Source organism: Chloroflexota bacterium, from assembly GCA_014360825.1.
In the GTDB taxonomy this organism is placed as follows: domain Bacteria; phylum Chloroflexota; class Anaerolineae; order UBA2200; family JACIWT01; genus JACIWT01.
Genome location: JACIWT010000018.1, coordinates 1 through 16,057 on the forward strand (window position 1 = coordinate 1; position 16,057 = coordinate 16,057).

Sequence of the window (16,057 nt, forward strand, 5' to 3'; positions counted from 1 at the left end):
CAGGGGGCGCACCTCGGCGGGCGGAGCAGTCTCCCGTCGGCGCTGGCGAATGAAATGCGCGCCAGCCCTCCCGGCCAAGGCCACCACGATGACTACCAGGAGGCCACCCAGAAATTGGATCAGGACCTGCAGCCAGAAATCCATCCCAGCCTCCTTCCGTCAGCGGTTGCGCAGCGGATGAACGGATCTCCGCCGGCAACCCGTTCTGCTCCCCAAACCCGTGCTGCTACCAGGATACCACGAATGCGGCGGGTTGTCAATGCGAATGAGAACAGCCCATCCTCCCGCAGGTTGTGAACCCGCGGGAGGATACCCAGTCCCGCAGGGACTTCCCAACCGTAGCCGTCGCACACGGGCGATTCTATTCGACGGCGGGGCTGTGCAAAAGCAGCCGTCGCACACGGGCGATCCCATTCGACGGCTGCCCCCTCTCCGCCCCACCCCGACCCTCCCCGTCAACGGGGAGGGGGAACGAGAGGGGGTGGCCGCAGGCCGGGGGTGAGGTCCATCCGCTCAATGCGTTCCCCGAATCCGCTGACAGCCATCCAGCGCAAGCCCGCTTCGTCGGGCAGTAAAACTGCCCGAGAACGGAGAGGTTGTGAACCCGCGGGAGGATGCCCCAGTCCCGCAGGGACTTTCTACTCGTAGCCGTCGAATTCCATTCGACGGCGGACCTGCCCGAGAACGGATACCAGCCGGCGGTTGAAACCTCCTCCCGGGCCTTCGACCACACGTCCCCCTGCGGGGACGCAATTACCCGTCCGCGCAGGCGGACGGCTGGCGCGCAGCGTCCCATAGGCGCGATTTCAATCGCTAACCCAGGGGGTGAGGGCTACTCCGACATCCGCCGCAACGAAGGCACTGCCAGCGCAACGCCCATCGCAAACGTCAGACTAATGGCAGCCCCAACAGCCACCCCTGCCGTGGGACCGAACACCTGAGCCAATGTTCCCGCCTGCAATGACCCGAAAGGCGCAGTCCCGAAGAACATCAGAGAATACACCGCCATCACCCGCCCGCGCAACTCGTCCGGGACGATGGCCTGGATCAACGTGTTGCCAGTGGCATTCTGGGTCACGAAAGCGAAGCCCACGAGGGCCAGAAATCCCAGTGAAAGGGAAAAGGACCGGGAGAAGGCAAAGAGTAGGAGGGCGAGCGGGAAGAGGACACTGCCTGCCATCAACAGCAACCCCTTGCGGCGGAACTGTGCCAGAGAGGCCACGGTTAGCGAACCAATCAGCGCCCCCACGCCCAACGCGGCGTTCAGTGCTCCCAGACCCGTCTCCCCCACGCGGAGCACATCCGCCGCATAGACTGGCAGCAGCACCGCGTACGAGAACCCGAACAGCGTGGAGACCGCTACCAAGATGATGATCGCTCGGATTAGCGCGTGCCCTCGAATGTACTGCAAGCCCTCGGCAATCTGGACCATCAGCGGCTTGGTCAGCGGCGTCGGATGTGGGTCGGGCAACCGCATCCAGGATAAGGCCACGATCACGGCCAGGAAACTCACCCCGTTGAGGCCAAAACACCAGGCCGGCCCCAAAGCCGCCAACACCACCCCGCCCACCGCCGGGCCCACAATCCGGGCCAGATTGAAGATCGTCGAGTTCAGGGCGATAGCGTTCATCAGGTCTCGCCGGTCATCGACCATCTCCACCGCCAGCGACTGCCGGGCCGGGGCATCGAAGGAGTTGGCGATGCCCAGGCCGAAGGCCAAGAGCCCGATATGCCAGACCCGCAAGGCGCCTGTCGCCGCCAGGATGGCCAGGATAAAGGCGAGGATCATCATGGCGGTCTGGGTGGCCAGCAGCACTTGCCGCCGCGAGACCCGGTCGGCCAGTGCTCCGGCCGGGAGCATCAAGAAGAGCGTGGGAAAAGTGCTGATGAACGAGATGGTCCCCAGGGCCAGTTCAGAGCCGGTGAGCAGATAGACCACCCACCCTTGGGCTACCGATTGCATCCAGGTGCCCATCAACGACACCGTCTGACCCACGAACCAGAGCCGGTAGTTTCGGTGTCGCAATGCAGCGAAGGTGGATGGCCAGCGCCCAGGAACCACGATTGCGCGAGAGCGCCATCGGATGTTCAAAGGCGGTGCAACCCTTTCTACAACGAGGAATTCCCCCGCGCGAAGGGGGCGCACTGGGTAACCACCATCGTCCCCCTCGCACACGGGCGGATAGCACAATGATAACGGAAAGTGCGCGCTTGGTCAAATGCGCGGCGGAAAAGTCCCGCAGGGACTTCCTACCCGTAGCCGTCGAATTCTATTCGACGGCGGGACTATGTAAACGCAACATCCGGGTGGATTCATTCGACGGCGGGGCTATCAGCGGATGGCCTACGGCATAGCGCCAGACTTCAGACTTCCGAAGTTTCAGAAACTTCGGAAGTCTGGGGGCTCATCCGCTCATCCGCTACCTATCCGCTGATAGCCATCCAGCGCAAGCCCGCTTCGTCGGGCAGTAAAACTGCCCGAGAACGGAGAGAACGTAGCCGTCACATCCCCTACCAGCCGGCGGTTGAAACCGCTCCTCGCGGGCCTTCGGTCAAACGTCCCCCTGCGGGGACGCAATTACCCGTCCGCGCAGGCGGACGGCCGGCGCGCAGCGTCCCATAGGCGCGATTTCAATCGCTAACCCAGAGGGTGAGGGTCATCCGCCCATCCGCCGCCTACCCGCCGACCGCCGTCAGCCGCACCCGCGCCCCATCCCGCACGGTGCGGAATCGCGTGGCATCGCCGGTGACGCGCCCCAGGATGTTGACCGGGCTGTAGGCACGAGGGCGCTCGTCGGTGCTGGCCGGGGTCGGCCCGAAGAAGATACAGAAAGCACGCCCCAGCGGCCAATAGCCCAACTCGCCCACTTCCACCTCGGCACGGGCGTCGGGCTCCTGCTCGGCCAGCACTGGGATCTCGAAGTAGATTTCGTCGCCCCAGGTGTTGGCCACTCCCTCGATGGGCAGGGCGTCCCAGACCCGTCGCGCGGTGGGGCTCTCGTTCAGTTCCGCCGGCAGCGATACATCCCCGGCGGAGATCAGGATGGTCTTCACGGTGTGCACCTCCCGCTCACACCCGGATGGGCAACCGCAAGCGGCGCAGCAGAATCCCCAGTGGCCCGGCCAGCACGCGCCCCGGGGTCAGGCCGCCACCAGCCGCCCGATTGCCGTAGATGTCGTAGTGCACGATTTCCGCCAGCGGCTTGCGCGGCGGCGGAGGCGGGTCTTCCGCCGGGAAGCCCACTGTCAGCAAGCCGATGATCTCCATGTGGTCCGGCACTTTGAGCACCGCGGCGATCGCCTTGCGGTCCAATCCCCCGATCCAGCAGGTCCCCAGCCCGAGCGATTTCGCCTGCAGCATCATCTGTCCCCCCGCCAGCCCCACATCCTCATGCAAGAACTGGCGGTAGGCCGGGTTGCTGCGGTCGCCACACAGGACGATGAGCAGCGGTGCCTCCGCCGCGTGTGCCCAGCGGATGACGGCGACGCCGGCATACTGCGCCACCTGCCGACGGACCGCCTCATCTCGGACGACGATGAAAGCCCACGGCTGGCGGTTGCCGGCCGAAGGAGCCCACCGGCCAGCCTCCAGTATCTGCTCCAGCATCTCTTCGGGCACCGGGTCTGGCCGGTAGCGACGGATGCTGCGCCGCGTCTTGAGCAGAGTCAGTACGGATTCGGGGGAGATGGGTTCATCGGTTCGAGACATACTCACTCCTTTCACAGCCGACCCCTGAGAATCTGCCAGAACACCGCTGGCGATACTATTGGAATCCCCTGGAAGGTCTCTAAGGCTTTCAGGTCCTGATCACCGCTCACGATGTAATCCGCCTCCCCTTCCAGGGCACAAACCAGGTATTTGCCATCGTGAGGGTCTGCGGCCACTCTCTCCAACTGATGCTCCGCCGGAGTCAGGAGGGCTGTTCCCCTGAACAGGGCTACCAGTTGATCTATTTGGCAGTCATCGAGCCCGTGACGGACGCGCAGTTTCGGATAGCGCAGCGCGCCGGCAATTTCTTCCAAGATGGGCTTGGAGATGCAGAGAATAAAGCGCTCTTCGCGCCAGGCATGGATCAAGCGGGCCGGTATCCCCTGTGGTGACAACAGCCCACTGATGAGAACACTGGCATCGAGGACGACACGAAGCATGGCTAAGAGGCGGTACTGTGGTCTTGACTAGCCCGGGTCGCCCCGATGGCCTCGGCTATTTCGGCGTCGAGGGTCTCAGGTGAGACATCCTTATTCCGCTCGTGGATCTGATCCACGAGGGCGAACAACTTCTGTCGGTAGCCCTGCAGCCGTTCGTAATCCGCTGGCGGCACCAGGACGGCCACCGTCTTTCCTCGGCGCTGGATGAGGAATCGGCCCCCCTTGGAACTCACGTCGTCCAGGATCTTGCCCAGGGCCTGTTTCAAATCCTGCGAACTGACCACTCTTTCCATTCGTAACCTCAGGCATTTAGTATGAAACGTACGTTTCGAACGAATTATACCCCATTGGTCGAAGTCTGTCAAATGAGCAAATGGTCCCCGCTCAGGAGTTAGAGGATGACGTGACAAGAACGGGGAGACAAGGCCCCCCATCTCCCCATCTCCTTGTCTCCTTGTCCCCTTCTCCCCTTGTCCCCTTGTCTTCTCGTCCCCCCGCCTCCTCGCTGTCAATGACCCATCACTTTTGGAACCGTGCTTATGTCTCGCAAATCCCGCCCCCTGACACCGCCCCGCTATATCCTTGTCCCCAGCGCCCTTCATTTCGAGCAGCCTCGCCTGCCCGACTACCTCCTCTGCACCTACGAGGTGGTACTTGCCCTGGCCTGGGCGAATGATTATGTCAAAACGCCGCCCGTCTCAGCGGCGCAATTGGCAGCCTTCCGGGGCGTGTCCGAGCGCACCATACGCCGCCATCTGGCAGAACTGGAGCAGCGCCGCTATCTGACTGTAGAGGGGTCCCGAGCGGCATTGGAGCAGGTCTATTATCCCCAAGTTCGCAGCGCAGTGGGCACCGCATCCAGTCCGAGTCGCAACGCGCCACCCCAGGCGAGGCACACAACTCCCGATGATCCCCACTCGCGGACACGCGTGACGACATCGGACACCGGTGACCGAGGTATTGGGAATAATCATGCTGCTGCTGGTGATAGAGATTCAGTCCCCGAATCAATACCGCAGCAGCAGCAAATATTCAGCCTCCTGACCGATTTCGGCATCGAACGGGCCAAAGCGCGGGAATTGGTGCGCAAGGGGGTCTCGCGGCGGGATGTGGAGGGCTGGATCGCCTATGCCCGGCTGCGGACCAAGCGGGGGGATAACCCTGGCGGGTTGGAAAATCCCCAGGGTTTCGTGGTCTGCCGCCTGGAACAGAGACTGCCACCGCCGCGCCTGAGCGCCGAGGAACAGAGGGCGCTACGCCTGCTGGACCACCCAGAGGAGGCATACATCACGGGAAAATACGCGAAGTACATCCGGCATTGAGGGGATGGGGGCAAGGAGACGGGGAGAAAGGGGGACAAGGAGACAGTGGGTGGCCGAAGGCCAGGGGTGAGGCCCACCGCAGTCCCGCAGGGACTTTCTCGTGCGCTCCCCCGCAGTTGCACTGCGGGTCGCACAAGCAATCGCGGCGGAAATGAGCGGCAGTGCAACTGCCGCAGAACAGCAGTCGGGCAGTAAAAACTGCCCGAGAACGGAGAGTCCCGCAGGGACTTTTTAACTCGGAGCCGTCGAATTCTATTCGACGGCGGGGTTTCCCAACCGTAGCCGTCGCACACGGGCGATTCCATTCGACGGCGGGGCTATCAGCGGATGGCCTACGGCATAGCGGATAAGCGGATGTATACACCCCCCATCCGTTCATTCGCTACCCTATCCGCTGACAGTCATCCAGAGCGGGTATGGAAACCTGCTCTGCCACTCCCGGGCGCACACGGGCGATCCCATTCGACGGCGCGACTAATAATATCCCCTGCCCCCGCAGGTCTGGCAGGGCGCGATGCTCCCCAGCGGCTTGCCCGTCCCCCGGCATACAGGACATGTTCCGGCGGTCCATTTATGCCCGGCAGCGCACTCGTGGGGTAGGGGGTGGCCCTTCTCTTTCTTGCACACCCCGGCACAACCCTCCAATTTCGCCGGACATGGTTGGCGACAGAACTTGGTTTCCATCGTCACTCCTTTCGCGTCGCAGAACCCACCCCTTCGCTGGCTCCCGTAGTGGGCTTTCGCCAGCGGACTTTGCCCAGCCGCAAGCGGTCCGGTGGCAGAAGATAAATGAGCGGCGCACCCATCAGCATCACCACGGCGCTGACGATGAAGGCCCAGCGTAGCCCAAACAGGTCGCCCAGGGCCCCCACCGCCACTACGATCGCCGAGCGGATGATGAAATTCAGCGACATATACACCCCATTGGCCATCGCCCGGTTCTCGGGGAAGTTCTCTTGCACCAGAGCCATGACCACGGGCTCATTGGTGAGCAGGACGAAACCGAGCGCCAACAAGACCGGCATCTGCACCCAGCCTGAGGCAGCCAGAAACACAAAGAAGAAGACCGGCGTCGCCACCTGAGAGATGGTGAGGACGAACCGGCGACCAAGTAGATCGCTCATCGAGCCACCGAAAAGAGCGCCCACCACGGCCGCCGCCTGCAACACGGAGAGAGAAGCGCCCGCAAGCCAAAAATCCACGCCCTCCTCGGTGAGAAAGGTGGGCAGATAGACGGTGAGCGCGGCGACCATAAAGGCGCGCATCACCAGGATGCCGATCAGCGGCGCTATAACCGGGCGCATGAGGCGCAATGCCGAATGCCACGGAACCCCCTCTTCACTGCGGGCTTGCGGAGTCGCTGGCAGGTCCTTGAGCCGGAAATAGAGCGCCGCCGAGGCGACCAGGCCCGCCACCATCAGCCAGGGCGTGCCCCGCAGGGACAAACCCCGCAGGGCAGTGACGATCACGAGGGGCCCCACGGTGCGGCCGATCTCTCCCCCCACCATCCAAATGCTCATACCCCTGCCCAGAGTACGTCCCGACAGGCGGCCCACCATCGCCGGCGCGATGGCATGAAGTCCCGCCGAACTGAGGCCAGCGGCCATCAAGAGCAGAGCCAGCACGGCATAGCCCGGGGCGATGCCCAGCAGGCTCATCATCGCCGCGGTGGTTGCAGGAGCCAGGATGACCACATAGCGCAGGTTGATGCGGTCCGCCAGGTGTCCGAAGAGGGGCTGAAGCAGCGATGGGACCTGCATGATGAGCGACAACAGGCCCGCCTCGGTCCTGGACAGCGATAGATTGGCGATGAACGCCGGTAAGAGGGGTGGCAAGAAGGCAGTGTAGGTATCGTGCACCACGTGCACCGCCGCCATCGTCAGCACGCGGTCCGTTTGGAAGCGCTCCCCCTCTGCAGCCCCCGCGATAACCACGGCTCCGGCCGTCGATCCATCCTCCACATCATTGTTTGTCATCGGTGTCACAACATCTTCGGTCAAAGAAGCACCTCTTCAGGCCAGGGATTTTGTTTTGAGGTCCCCCAGAGTACGCTCACGTATTGGATCGAGAATAGGTCCTGTATCACATGCAGCCAGTAGGCACCCCTATCCGAAAGGACGATCTCATCCCCGCCATCCCTCAGGAATCCCAAAAGGGACAGGGGCTTCACGTAGCCGCCATAGACCTCGTCGAACTCCACCCCGAACCTCTTTTGGAAATCGCTCCTCCTGAACCTCGTCCCATAAACCCGCCAATAAAGCCAACCCGCCATCTGCATCCTCTCCGACAACTCCATAGACAAGGCGATCGGCATCCTCCCGTTCTCCAGAGCCGTAATATACTCCAGAACGTGGAAAGTATTGAAATAGAGGACGTCTTTCAGATAAGACCCACCGCTCGCCCCCAGACCCACGTAGAGGGGCACTGTTACCGAGCAGTACTTGGGGACACCACGCCTGGTGAAAGCCCAAACCGAGGTCCTCTCAAAACCCGCGGCATAAAAGATATGCTCCAGGACGGCGAGCATCTTCCGCTTCTCGAAAACGCTGGTGCGTGGATAATTCCTCTCCCTCGAGATCTGCGCCCATTGGGTATAAGGGAAAGTGAAGAGGGGATAAGCCGCCACTTGGTCCACGCCCATCTGGACCAAATCGCGGCCCGCCTGCTCGACTTCGCGGCAGGTCTGATGAGGCAGGGCGAAGATGAAGTCGGCGTTCACGCATCGGAAATCCCTGGCTACGGCGCGCCCGACCGCTGCTTTGACTTGTTCGACGGTGTAAGGACGGCGCAAGGCTTGCAGGTGATGGTCCTGGAGGGCCTCCACCCCAATACTCAGGTGCTTTACCCCCAGGGAACAGATGACATCGAGGTTGTCCGCAGTGAGATCGTTGGGGTGGCTTTCCAAGTGGATGTCGCATTGCATATGGAGAGCCGCAAAGAGATGCTCCAGAATCTCGGCCAGGCCGCTGTGGAGCATCGTGGTGGGGGTCCCGCCACCGATGTAAAGGGAAGTCACGGGCTTCCTGCCAATCAGGCCCGCGTAGGCGTCTATCTCGCGAATGACAGCGCGCGTGTACCGCTCCGCCAGTTCGGGATGATAGATCTCCTTGTTGTAGGGGCAATAGGGGCAGATCTGGCGACAGAAGGGGATGTGCAAGTACAAGCCGAATTCGTCTATCTCCTGGAACTTGCTCTCCAGCGGCGGGATTCTCCTCTGCAGGGCAAGGCGTCGCTCTTTGGTCAATGCCCTCCGGAGTTGGTTCCGGACGAGGCTTTCAAGCCACATGGGTCTCCTCGATTCGACGGTGATGCAACCTCATCCCCGGCCTGCGGCCATCCCCTCTCCGTCAACGGAGAAAGGGTCGGAGGGTGAGGGCTATCCGTTCATTCAGCTAAGCCTTGCGAAGGTTCGGAACCTTCGCAAGGCTACACCTTCCGTAGCCGTCGCACACGGGCGATTTCATTCGACGGCGGTAGGACACAACCTCACCCCCAAAACTCCTTTGTCAGGCAGTAAAACTCTTGTTCTCAGGCAGTAGAACTGCCTGAGAACGGAGCCGGGGGTGAAGGCTACTCCCCGCTCAGCCGTTCCCGATACCAAGCCAGGAAATCGCCCGGTGTGCCTACCGGGAATGACACCGCGCCCTTCAGAACGGGATTATTCAAAAAGTGCTCTCGGTCCAGGGTGACGAAGTAATCCGCCGCGGCCGACCAGGCAGCAGCCAACACCTGCGCATCACCCCGGTGGTTGGTAATAGGTTGGAAGCGCTCCACAACTTCCGCTGTCGGCAAGGGCACTATTTCAGCACGGCTCCGGTCCAACAACATGGCCAGCAACCCCAGTGCATCAGGCGCTTTGCGGCGCAGTGCGCCTTCGGCCTCCGCAAGCACCTGGGGACTGACCAGCAACCGGATAGCCCCAGCCTCGCCCAGTTTCAGGATCATGCGGGCCCCTCCCTCGACCGACCAGATGCCTGCAAACAGAGCGCTGCTGTCGAGGAATACCTTAATCCTGGCCAGCATATCGGTCACGCTCTTCCCGCAGGGCTTGCAATATGGTCTCCAGCGTTTCACCTCGCTCAATGAGCGAATGGGCCAGGCGGTCAGCCAAAGAATCTATCTCGGAGCGGCGCGGGCTGAGGACAAACACTCCGCCCAGGTCCAGTAGGGTAAAGGTATCACCGGGGCGCAGATGGTACTGCGCGCGCAGCGCCTTCGGCACCACGAGCACTCCCCGCTGGGCCATCTGTATCGTCATGGTATCTGACACGACCTACCTCCTGACATTCTTATTTTCTGACAGACAGTATATCAGAAGGAATGTCTTTTGTCAACCACGCCTACAGGCACTCGAAACCGCCTCGAATGGGCCCAGGCCAGGCATCCTCCGGCGGGGATGCAACGACAAGCCGTCCGCGCAAGCGGACGGCCGGCACAGATGTGTCTCCAAGCGCGATCTCAATCGCCAATCCGGAGCAGGTATGGGTACCTGCCCCGCCCACCGCAGTCCCGCAGGGACTTTCTAAACGTAGCCGTCGAATTTCATTCGACGGCGGGGCTCGGCAACCGTAGCCGTCGCACACGGGCGATTCTATTCGACGGCGGGGCTCGGCAACCGTAGCCGTCGCACACGGGCGATTCATTCGACGGCAGAGCCTCCCGCAGGTTCACAACCTGCGGGAGGATACCGCCCCGGCCTGCGGCCGCCCCCTCCCGTTCCCTCCCCGTCGACGGGGAGGGTCGGGGTGGGGCGGAGAGGGGGTCGGGGGGTGAGGTCCACCCATTCAACCCGTTCCCCGAATCCGCTTCAGCGCCTGCTCCGCCGCGCGGGCGTAGATAGAGGCGGGGAAAGCGTCTATGGCCTGGTTGAAGCGGCGGATGGCTTCGGCCTCCTGGCCCAGGCGCTGGCAGGCCAGCCCCAGGTTGTAGAATCCCGCCGCCAGATACTTGGCTCCCAGGCGGGTCGTCTCCTGGGCCAGCGCTTCCGCCAACGACGCCCGCGCCTCCTCCGGCGCCCCCATCAGCAGTTGCGTCACCCCGCGGTTGATGAGCACGATGCGACGGCCGACATCGTCTGGCCTCAGACGCATGGCCAAGCGAAAGAGGCCCAGGGCCGACTCATACTGCCTCCTGGCAGCGAGCGAGTTGCCCAGGTCCACCAACAGGCGCACGCGCATGGTGATGAGATACAAGAGGACGAGGAAGAGCAGGGGATGAAGTGGCGCTACCACGTAAGAGTAGGCAGCGCCCAACCCGGTGAGAACTAGCGCCTCCACGGTGAACTGGCTGGCCAGTCCCTCCCGGCGCAACTGGGAGAGGAGGCGGAAGGCGAGGGTGAACAAAAGTCCGACGAGGAGCAACAGCGCAACCGGGGATATGGACATAGACGACTCCTTCTCTAAACACCGCAACGCCCGCTGGCGTGGGCTGTAAGTCGGCTTTAGCCGACTTTGCAACCCGTAGCCAGGGGATAAATCCGCTGGCGTGGAGGAAGAACGAACAGTTGCCCCCTAACTCCGGTGGCGATGGCAACAGCCTTGCGATGGCAATAGCCTTGCGAAGGTTCGGAACCTTCGCAAGGCTCAGAGATCCAATCTGTAGGACAAATTGTCAATTTGTCCTACCTTCGCCCTTACGCGAACAGGTGTTGGGCCATGCGCTCCAACATCTCGGTGCCCCGCACCTCGGTCTCGAAGAGGGGCAACAGGGCGCGGACGTCGGGGAAGGAGCGCCAGATCTCCTCCATGTAATTCTCTTGCATGGCGATGCGGTTGCGCACGAATTCCGGCGCGTCTTCGCCCACCGCCGCCTTGTCAATGAGCATGTTCACCACTACCCCACCCACCGGGATGCCGAAATCCTGGAACCAATTGATGAAGCGCTTGATCACGGCGATGGGCAGGGCCTCAGGGAGGGTGACGAAGAAGAAGGCCGTCCGTTGGTCATCGGTCAACAGCCTCTTGGCGCGTTCCATCCGGACCCGCAGGTTGAGGAGATACTCCATCAGCGGGTCCTTCTCCTCCTTCTTGCTGTAGGAGAGGAGTTCCCGCAGGGACTTAGCCTCCTCGCGGCTCTGCACCATCTTGTTCACCCACATGGAATAGACGCTGGTCATGCCCAACAGCCGCCGGGCGTTGGCGGTGGGGGCCGTGTCGAAGACGTAGGCCTCATACTTGTCCTCGAACATGAGGTCAATCATGTTCTCGAACATAGCCGATTCCTCGAAGGCTGGGTTCATAGTGGCCGACTCGACGAACTCATCGGCCCGGGTCTTGATGTCGGCGTACTTGAGGAACCATTGGATCTTCTCGGTCAACTCGACTTTGGAGCGGGCGATGGTGTCCTTGGTGTCAATCTCGTAGGCCAGGAGGTTGGGCACTCCTCGCACCGGAGTGGGTGCACCGAAGACGTTTTGGTCTAAGAGGCCGGAGAGGGAGTGCACCGGGTTGGTGGAAGCGAGCAGCGTGTGCTTTCCCTGCCGAGCCAGCCACAGCGCCGTCGTCCCGGCCATCACTGTCTTGCCCACCCCGCCCTTGCCACCGAAGAAGATATACTTCATCTCTGGGTGCTCGGCGAGAAATTGACGCATTGTTTTCGCAATCATCTTCTCAACTCCCAAACAGGGCCTGGGCGACTTTGCTGATCATCTCCAGGCCAGTGATATCTCGCTCGAACTCGGGCACGCGCGCCACCACCGCATCGCCGAAGGTCGCATCTATCTGCTTGAGGTATTTCTCCTGCATTTCGATGCGGTGGCGCAAGTAGTCGGGGATATTCTGCTGGGCCAGTTCCGGCGGGATGACGCGGTTGACGATGTAACCGCAGATAGGCACCTGGTATTTGGCAAACAACCCCGCCGCCTTGAGCGTGTCGAGGATGATCATCTCCTCGGGCGTGACCACGAAGAAGAAAGCCGTCCTCTCCCGGTCGGTGAGGATGCTGGAGGAGGTGTTGATCCGCTGTTTGATGTCTTGCAACTCGGCCAGGATCAAATCCTCCTCGGTCTTCTTCTTGCGTTCCAGGATGGCCGCCACCTGGGCGTACTCCTGCATTTCCTGGCGCAGGCTGGTGATCTTATCAATCCACTCGTCGTAGATGCTGGCCATGCTCAGGTAATAGAGGGCGTGGCCCAGGGGCACCAGGTCGTAGATGTAGTAGTCGTACTCCCCGCCGACCACGATGTCCACCACGGCGTCGAAGATGGCGCTCTCCTCCATCGCCGGCTCGGCTGCGGCAGCCTGGATGTAGTCCTCGATCTCCGCCGGTATGGCGTCGAGGCCGTACATATCCAGGATCTTCTGGCGGATCTCCTGCTGGTAGTCCTTGACGTGGCGGTCGGCGTCAATCTCCTGGGCAAAGAGTTTGGGGATGATCTCCACCGGCCCCTTGCCGAAGATGTCGCGCTCGAAGATGTCGGAGAGGGAAGCCTGGGGGTCCACCGAGAAGACCAGCACCTTGTAGCCTTGCTGGGCCAGCCAGTAGGCGGTGGCGGCGGAGAAGGTGGTCTTGCCCAGGCCGCCCTTGCCGCCGAATTCGATGTAGCGGCGGTTGGGGCACTCTTCAAAGAATTTTGCTAGTGACAATATGTCCTCCTTTCAAGATGCGAGATGCAGGATACAGGATGCAAGATGCGGGATGCAGGATGCAGGATGCAAGATGCGGGATGCAGGATGCGGGATGCAAGATCATCGTTTGCGGTATCGGTGTTGTTGCCCGGACGAGAGAACAAGGGCAGCGATGATTTCATCGAGCAGTTGGAGCCGGTGCTCGAACGTTTCTGGGCTGAGGAAGTGGCGGCCACGATAATACCAACCGCGGGATTCACGGGCGGAGCCCAAAGCGATGCGTTGAAAATAGGCGTTCTCTTTGCCGAAGCCGCGTCCATGCCCTTCCTCGATGTTGGCGCAGATGGAACCAACGGCGTGAATCAACTGCTGGGCGATCACCCTGCCACGCGGGTCTTTCACCATCTGATCGCTGTCTTCCCACACCAGATCGGAGAGCAAGAGCGCCTTCGGATAGACCTGGAAGTTCCAGAGCGGCTCTCGCTTGATGCTTTCCGGCACCTGCGCCAACCACTTCTCGTAGTTGCTATCCCCCATCTCCTGCCCCCTGCTTCCTGCCTCTTACCTCTTACCTCTTGCCTCCTGCTTCCTGCTCCTTGCCTCTTGCCTCTTGCCTCTTGCCTCTTTCTACGCAAGTGCGTCGGTCAGGTCGCGCTCGCGCAACATGCGCCGCTTCCAGGTGGAGATCTGCGGCACCACGTAGGGCAACAGGCGTAGCGAATAGTAGGGCGGCAGGATGGGCACCCCTAATAGGTCGCCCATAGTGATGAGAATGAACAGATGCTCCATGCTGCCCCTGGTCTTGAGGGCGTAGCGGGTCATGTCGTGGCCGGCCATTCCGTAGAGGAACTCCTTGGCCGAACGACCGAACCGTGCCAACGCGCTCTCTTGCTTCTCTTCCTCTTCTTCAGGCATTTTCATCTCCTTTCTCTATCCTCACGACCTGGCGAGGGTTCGCCAGGCTCCCAGACAGTTCACGAAGATTTCTGCTCTTGCAGTTTCTCGCGTCTCACTTCCCCACCTTCACCGTAATCCCCAGGTGGTCCGACGCGGTACTGCGCGGTATCACCAGATCGCTGACCTTCAAGTCGGGCGAAAACCAGATGTAATCAATGCGCACCTCCGGCTTGTGCGCCGGCCAGGTGAGCCCAGTCCCCGCCCCGATCTCGGCGAAGGCATCTCGCAAGCCCGCGTCGCGCAGGATGGCGATTTCCTTCGCGTCCGGTGTGGCGTTCAGATCACCGAGCAGAACCGTGCTCGGGCGCCGAGCCCAGAATCGCACCAACTCCGGCGCTTGCTGCTGGCGGATCTCCGTGTCCTCTTCCACGTCATGCCAGTGCGTGGCGATGAACAGCAGTTCCTCGCCCCCGCCCACGTCCATGCGTGCCCACAGGAAGCCGCGCTTCAGGGCGAGGGTACGCGGCGGCAGCGGCACATTGCCCCATTCTACAATGGGGTAGCGCGATAGAATGGCATTCCCCCACACCGGGTCCGCCGTAGGCCCGTAGATGTATGGCATCTGCAACCGCTGTGAGAGCCACGTCAAAATGTCCACCGAACTGTCAATCGCCCAGCCGCGGGCGACCTCCTCCAAGCCCACGATGTCGGGTTGGGCTTGCTCTATCACCTGCGCGATGGCCTCCAGATCGAGGCGCCCGTCGGTGTTGAATCCGTTGTGGATATTGTACGTCATCACGCGCACGGGAAAGCCCTTGCCGGTGGTGGGCATCGGTTCGCGCCATCCGAGCGGCATAAGCAGGGGCACGATCAGCATGGCGGTAGCGAGGGCTGCGGGCGTCCAATCGGCGGACGGAGCGGGCTCGCGCGGCGAGACGTACACCGCAGCCAACGCTGCCAGACCGATCAGCGCGGCGGATAGCGGGGGCAGAATGGCGTTCGGGATGCCCAGCGAGATGTTGTAACTGATGTAGTAGATGAACGTGAACAGGACAAAGAGCAACCACCCGAACCCATTGGCCACCGTGGCCCGCCACAAACCGCCGTGCTCGGCTTCAGCGCCCAGACCCGCGAAAATCGCCGCCACCAGGGGGAAGGCCGCCACGTTGCCGATGAAGTACATCGCGGCGGCCGCGGCGCTCGAGGATTCGGAAAGCCACACTAGCGCAATCAAAAGTGCCGTGCCCACCCCCGCGCTCCACGGCTTGAGCGTCCAGCGCGTCCGCGCCAGACCGACCGCGTTCGCCAGCAAAATCCAACCCAGGGCAACCGGCTGCGCCCAACCGGTCAGGGCCGTGGCCCGGGCCACGTTCTGCAAGATGACAACGGAGAGGAAGATGAACGGCCCCAGCGCAGCAAGCGGTAAATTGCGGCGAAGACCCGAGTCGGTCGCTTTCGCCTCCACCCTTGGCGTTCGCGCCAATAGCCACCACTGCACCCCAACCGCAAACGCCACCAGGATCGGGGCGACGAATCCGTGCTGCCAACTCAGATCAAGGGTGCCGAACGCGCCGTGAACAGTTGTGTCGAGAGCGAAGCCGAGTAGGAAGCCCAAGCCAAACTGGCGCGTCGCGTCTCCGCCTTGCGCCCGTGTATGCGCCAGGTAAATCGGCAGGAAGAGCGTGAACAGGATCATGCCCAACATAGCCAGCGCCAGGTCAAGGGCTGGGCTGGCGGAGAATTGCTCGACCAGGCGCGCCAACCCTATGCCGCCCACAACGATGAGCAGGGCCAGTCGCGGTCCCAACAGGCGACGGAAAGCCGCCGCCAGGAACGCGGCCAGGAACGTGCCGATGGCAATGGGCCCCAGCATCAGGTAACTTAAGCCCACCGTGTCGCCGAGATACCACACGAACGACGGCAAGAGAACGCGCAGCATCTGCAAGCCAAACACTGTGGTCAGCGCCGGCAGCGCGAGAGCGGTGAGCACATCCCTCGTGCGTAGTCTCGATCCCGTCATGGCAGCTCCTTCCCTTTTTGTCTGAGTGTCGTAGTTATGTTACTCTCTTTCGCCCCTCAATGCAAATGACGCCGCTCCAACAGCCTTGCGAAGGTTCTAAACCT

The 16,057-nt window shown here is 61.9% G+C and carries 18 protein-coding genes; 2 read left to right on the forward strand and 16 right to left on the reverse strand.

What is annotated here, in order from left to right:
* The coding region (locus H5T64_10675) for a hypothetical protein (GenBank protein MBC7264800.1) at nucleotides 1-144 on the reverse strand (144 nt) is incomplete at its 3' end.
* A gap of 688 nt (nucleotides 145-832) precedes the next feature.
* Complete coding sequence (locus tag H5T64_10680; protein ID MBC7264801.1) at nucleotides 833-2,092, reverse strand: MFS transporter; 1,260 nt, start codon at nucleotides 2,090-2,092, stop codon at nucleotides 833-835.
* Nucleotides 2,093-2,190: 98 nt separating this feature from the next.
* Here H5T64_10680 and H5T64_10685 point away from each other — a divergent pair, with 98 nt between their 5' ends.
* Complete coding sequence (locus H5T64_10685; GenBank protein MBC7264802.1) at nucleotides 2,191-2,355, forward strand: hypothetical protein; 165 nt, start codon at nucleotides 2,191-2,193, stop codon at nucleotides 2,353-2,355.
* 321 nt (nucleotides 2,356-2,676) lie between these two features.
* Here the strand turns inward: H5T64_10685 and H5T64_10690 are convergent, their stop codons facing one another.
* From H5T64_10690 to H5T64_10705, 4 genes are read right to left on the reverse strand one after another with little or no spacing between them, the layout of a single operon-like run.
* Nucleotides 2,677-3,045: a hypothetical protein gene (locus H5T64_10690; GenBank protein MBC7264803.1), complete on the reverse strand. Its 369-nt coding sequence runs from the start codon at nucleotides 3,043-3,045 to the stop codon at nucleotides 2,677-2,679.
* A 25-nt stretch (nucleotides 3,046-3,070) separates the two neighbouring features.
* Nucleotides 3,071-3,709 carry a nitroreductase family protein gene (locus H5T64_10695; GenBank protein ID MBC7264804.1) on the reverse strand — a complete coding sequence of 213 codons (639 nt, stop codon included), beginning with the start codon at nucleotides 3,707-3,709 and terminating at the stop codon, nucleotides 3,071-3,073.
* An 11-nt stretch (nucleotides 3,710-3,720) separates the two neighbouring features.
* Entirely contained in the window at nucleotides 3,721-4,149 is a 429-nt protein-coding gene (locus tag H5T64_10700; protein MBC7264805.1) for a putative toxin-antitoxin system toxin component, PIN family, read from the reverse strand.
* A 2-nt stretch (nucleotides 4,150-4,151) separates the two neighbouring features.
* On the reverse strand, nucleotides 4,152-4,442 hold the full coding sequence (locus tag H5T64_10705; protein ID MBC7264806.1) for a type II toxin-antitoxin system Phd/YefM family antitoxin: 291 nt from the start codon (nucleotides 4,440-4,442) through the stop codon (nucleotides 4,152-4,154).
* 246 nt (nucleotides 4,443-4,688) lie between these two features.
* Here H5T64_10705 and H5T64_10710 point away from each other — a divergent pair, with 246 nt between their 5' ends.
* The gene (locus H5T64_10710; GenBank protein MBC7264807.1) at nucleotides 4,689-5,471 is read left to right on the forward strand and encodes an HTH domain-containing protein; all 783 of its coding nucleotides are present in this window, start codon (nucleotides 4,689-4,691) and stop codon (nucleotides 5,469-5,471) included.
* Between the two features lie 686 nt (nucleotides 5,472-6,157).
* On the opposite strand, the gene H5T64_10715 is transcribed toward H5T64_10710, so the two are convergent.
* From H5T64_10715 to H5T64_10760, 10 genes are all read right to left on the reverse strand, one after another.
* Nucleotides 6,158-7,471, reverse strand: coding sequence for an MFS transporter (locus H5T64_10715; protein MBC7264808.1), 1,314 nt, complete (start codon nucleotides 7,469-7,471; stop codon nucleotides 6,158-6,160).
* On the reverse strand, nucleotides 7,468-8,757 hold the full coding sequence (locus H5T64_10720; GenBank protein MBC7264809.1) for a radical SAM protein: 1,290 nt from the start codon (nucleotides 8,755-8,757) through the stop codon (nucleotides 7,468-7,470). The genes H5T64_10715 and H5T64_10720 overlap by 4 nt, the downstream gene beginning before the upstream one ends.
* 284 nt (nucleotides 8,758-9,041) lie before the next feature.
* Nucleotides 9,042-9,494, reverse strand: a complete 453-nt coding sequence (locus tag H5T64_10725; GenBank protein ID MBC7264810.1) for a type II toxin-antitoxin system VapC family toxin — start codon at nucleotides 9,492-9,494, stop codon at nucleotides 9,042-9,044.
* Nucleotides 9,478-9,741, reverse strand: a complete 264-nt coding sequence (locus H5T64_10730) for an AbrB/MazE/SpoVT family DNA-binding domain-containing protein (protein ID MBC7264811.1) — start codon at nucleotides 9,739-9,741, stop codon at nucleotides 9,478-9,480. Before H5T64_10730 ends, H5T64_10725 begins: the two co-directional genes overlap by 17 nt.
* A 514-nt stretch (nucleotides 9,742-10,255) precedes the next feature.
* The gene (locus H5T64_10735) at nucleotides 10,256-10,855 is read right to left on the reverse strand and encodes a tetratricopeptide repeat protein (protein MBC7264812.1); all 600 of its coding nucleotides are present in this window, start codon (nucleotides 10,853-10,855) and stop codon (nucleotides 10,256-10,258) included.
* Between the two features lie 248 nt (nucleotides 10,856-11,103).
* Entirely contained in the window at nucleotides 11,104-12,075 is a 972-nt protein-coding gene (locus H5T64_10740; protein MBC7264813.1) for an ArsA family ATPase, read from the reverse strand.
* A gap of 4 nt (nucleotides 12,076-12,079) precedes the next feature.
* On the reverse strand, nucleotides 12,080-13,054 hold the full coding sequence (locus tag H5T64_10745) for a TRC40/GET3/ArsA family transport-energizing ATPase (protein MBC7264814.1): 975 nt from the start codon (nucleotides 13,052-13,054) through the stop codon (nucleotides 12,080-12,082).
* A 102-nt stretch (nucleotides 13,055-13,156) separates the two neighbouring features.
* Nucleotides 13,157-13,573: a four helix bundle protein gene (locus H5T64_10750; protein ID MBC7264815.1), complete on the reverse strand. Its 417-nt coding sequence runs from the start codon at nucleotides 13,571-13,573 to the stop codon at nucleotides 13,157-13,159.
* 90 nt (nucleotides 13,574-13,663) lie between these two features.
* Complete coding sequence (locus tag H5T64_10755) at nucleotides 13,664-13,951, reverse strand: hypothetical protein (protein ID MBC7264816.1); 288 nt, start codon at nucleotides 13,949-13,951, stop codon at nucleotides 13,664-13,666.
* Nucleotides 13,952-14,045: 94 nt separating this feature from the next.
* Nucleotides 14,046-15,953, reverse strand: a complete 1,908-nt coding sequence (locus H5T64_10760) for an endonuclease/exonuclease/phosphatase family protein (GenBank protein ID MBC7264817.1) — start codon at nucleotides 15,951-15,953, stop codon at nucleotides 14,046-14,048.
* Between the last annotated feature and the right edge of the window lie 104 nt (nucleotides 15,954-16,057).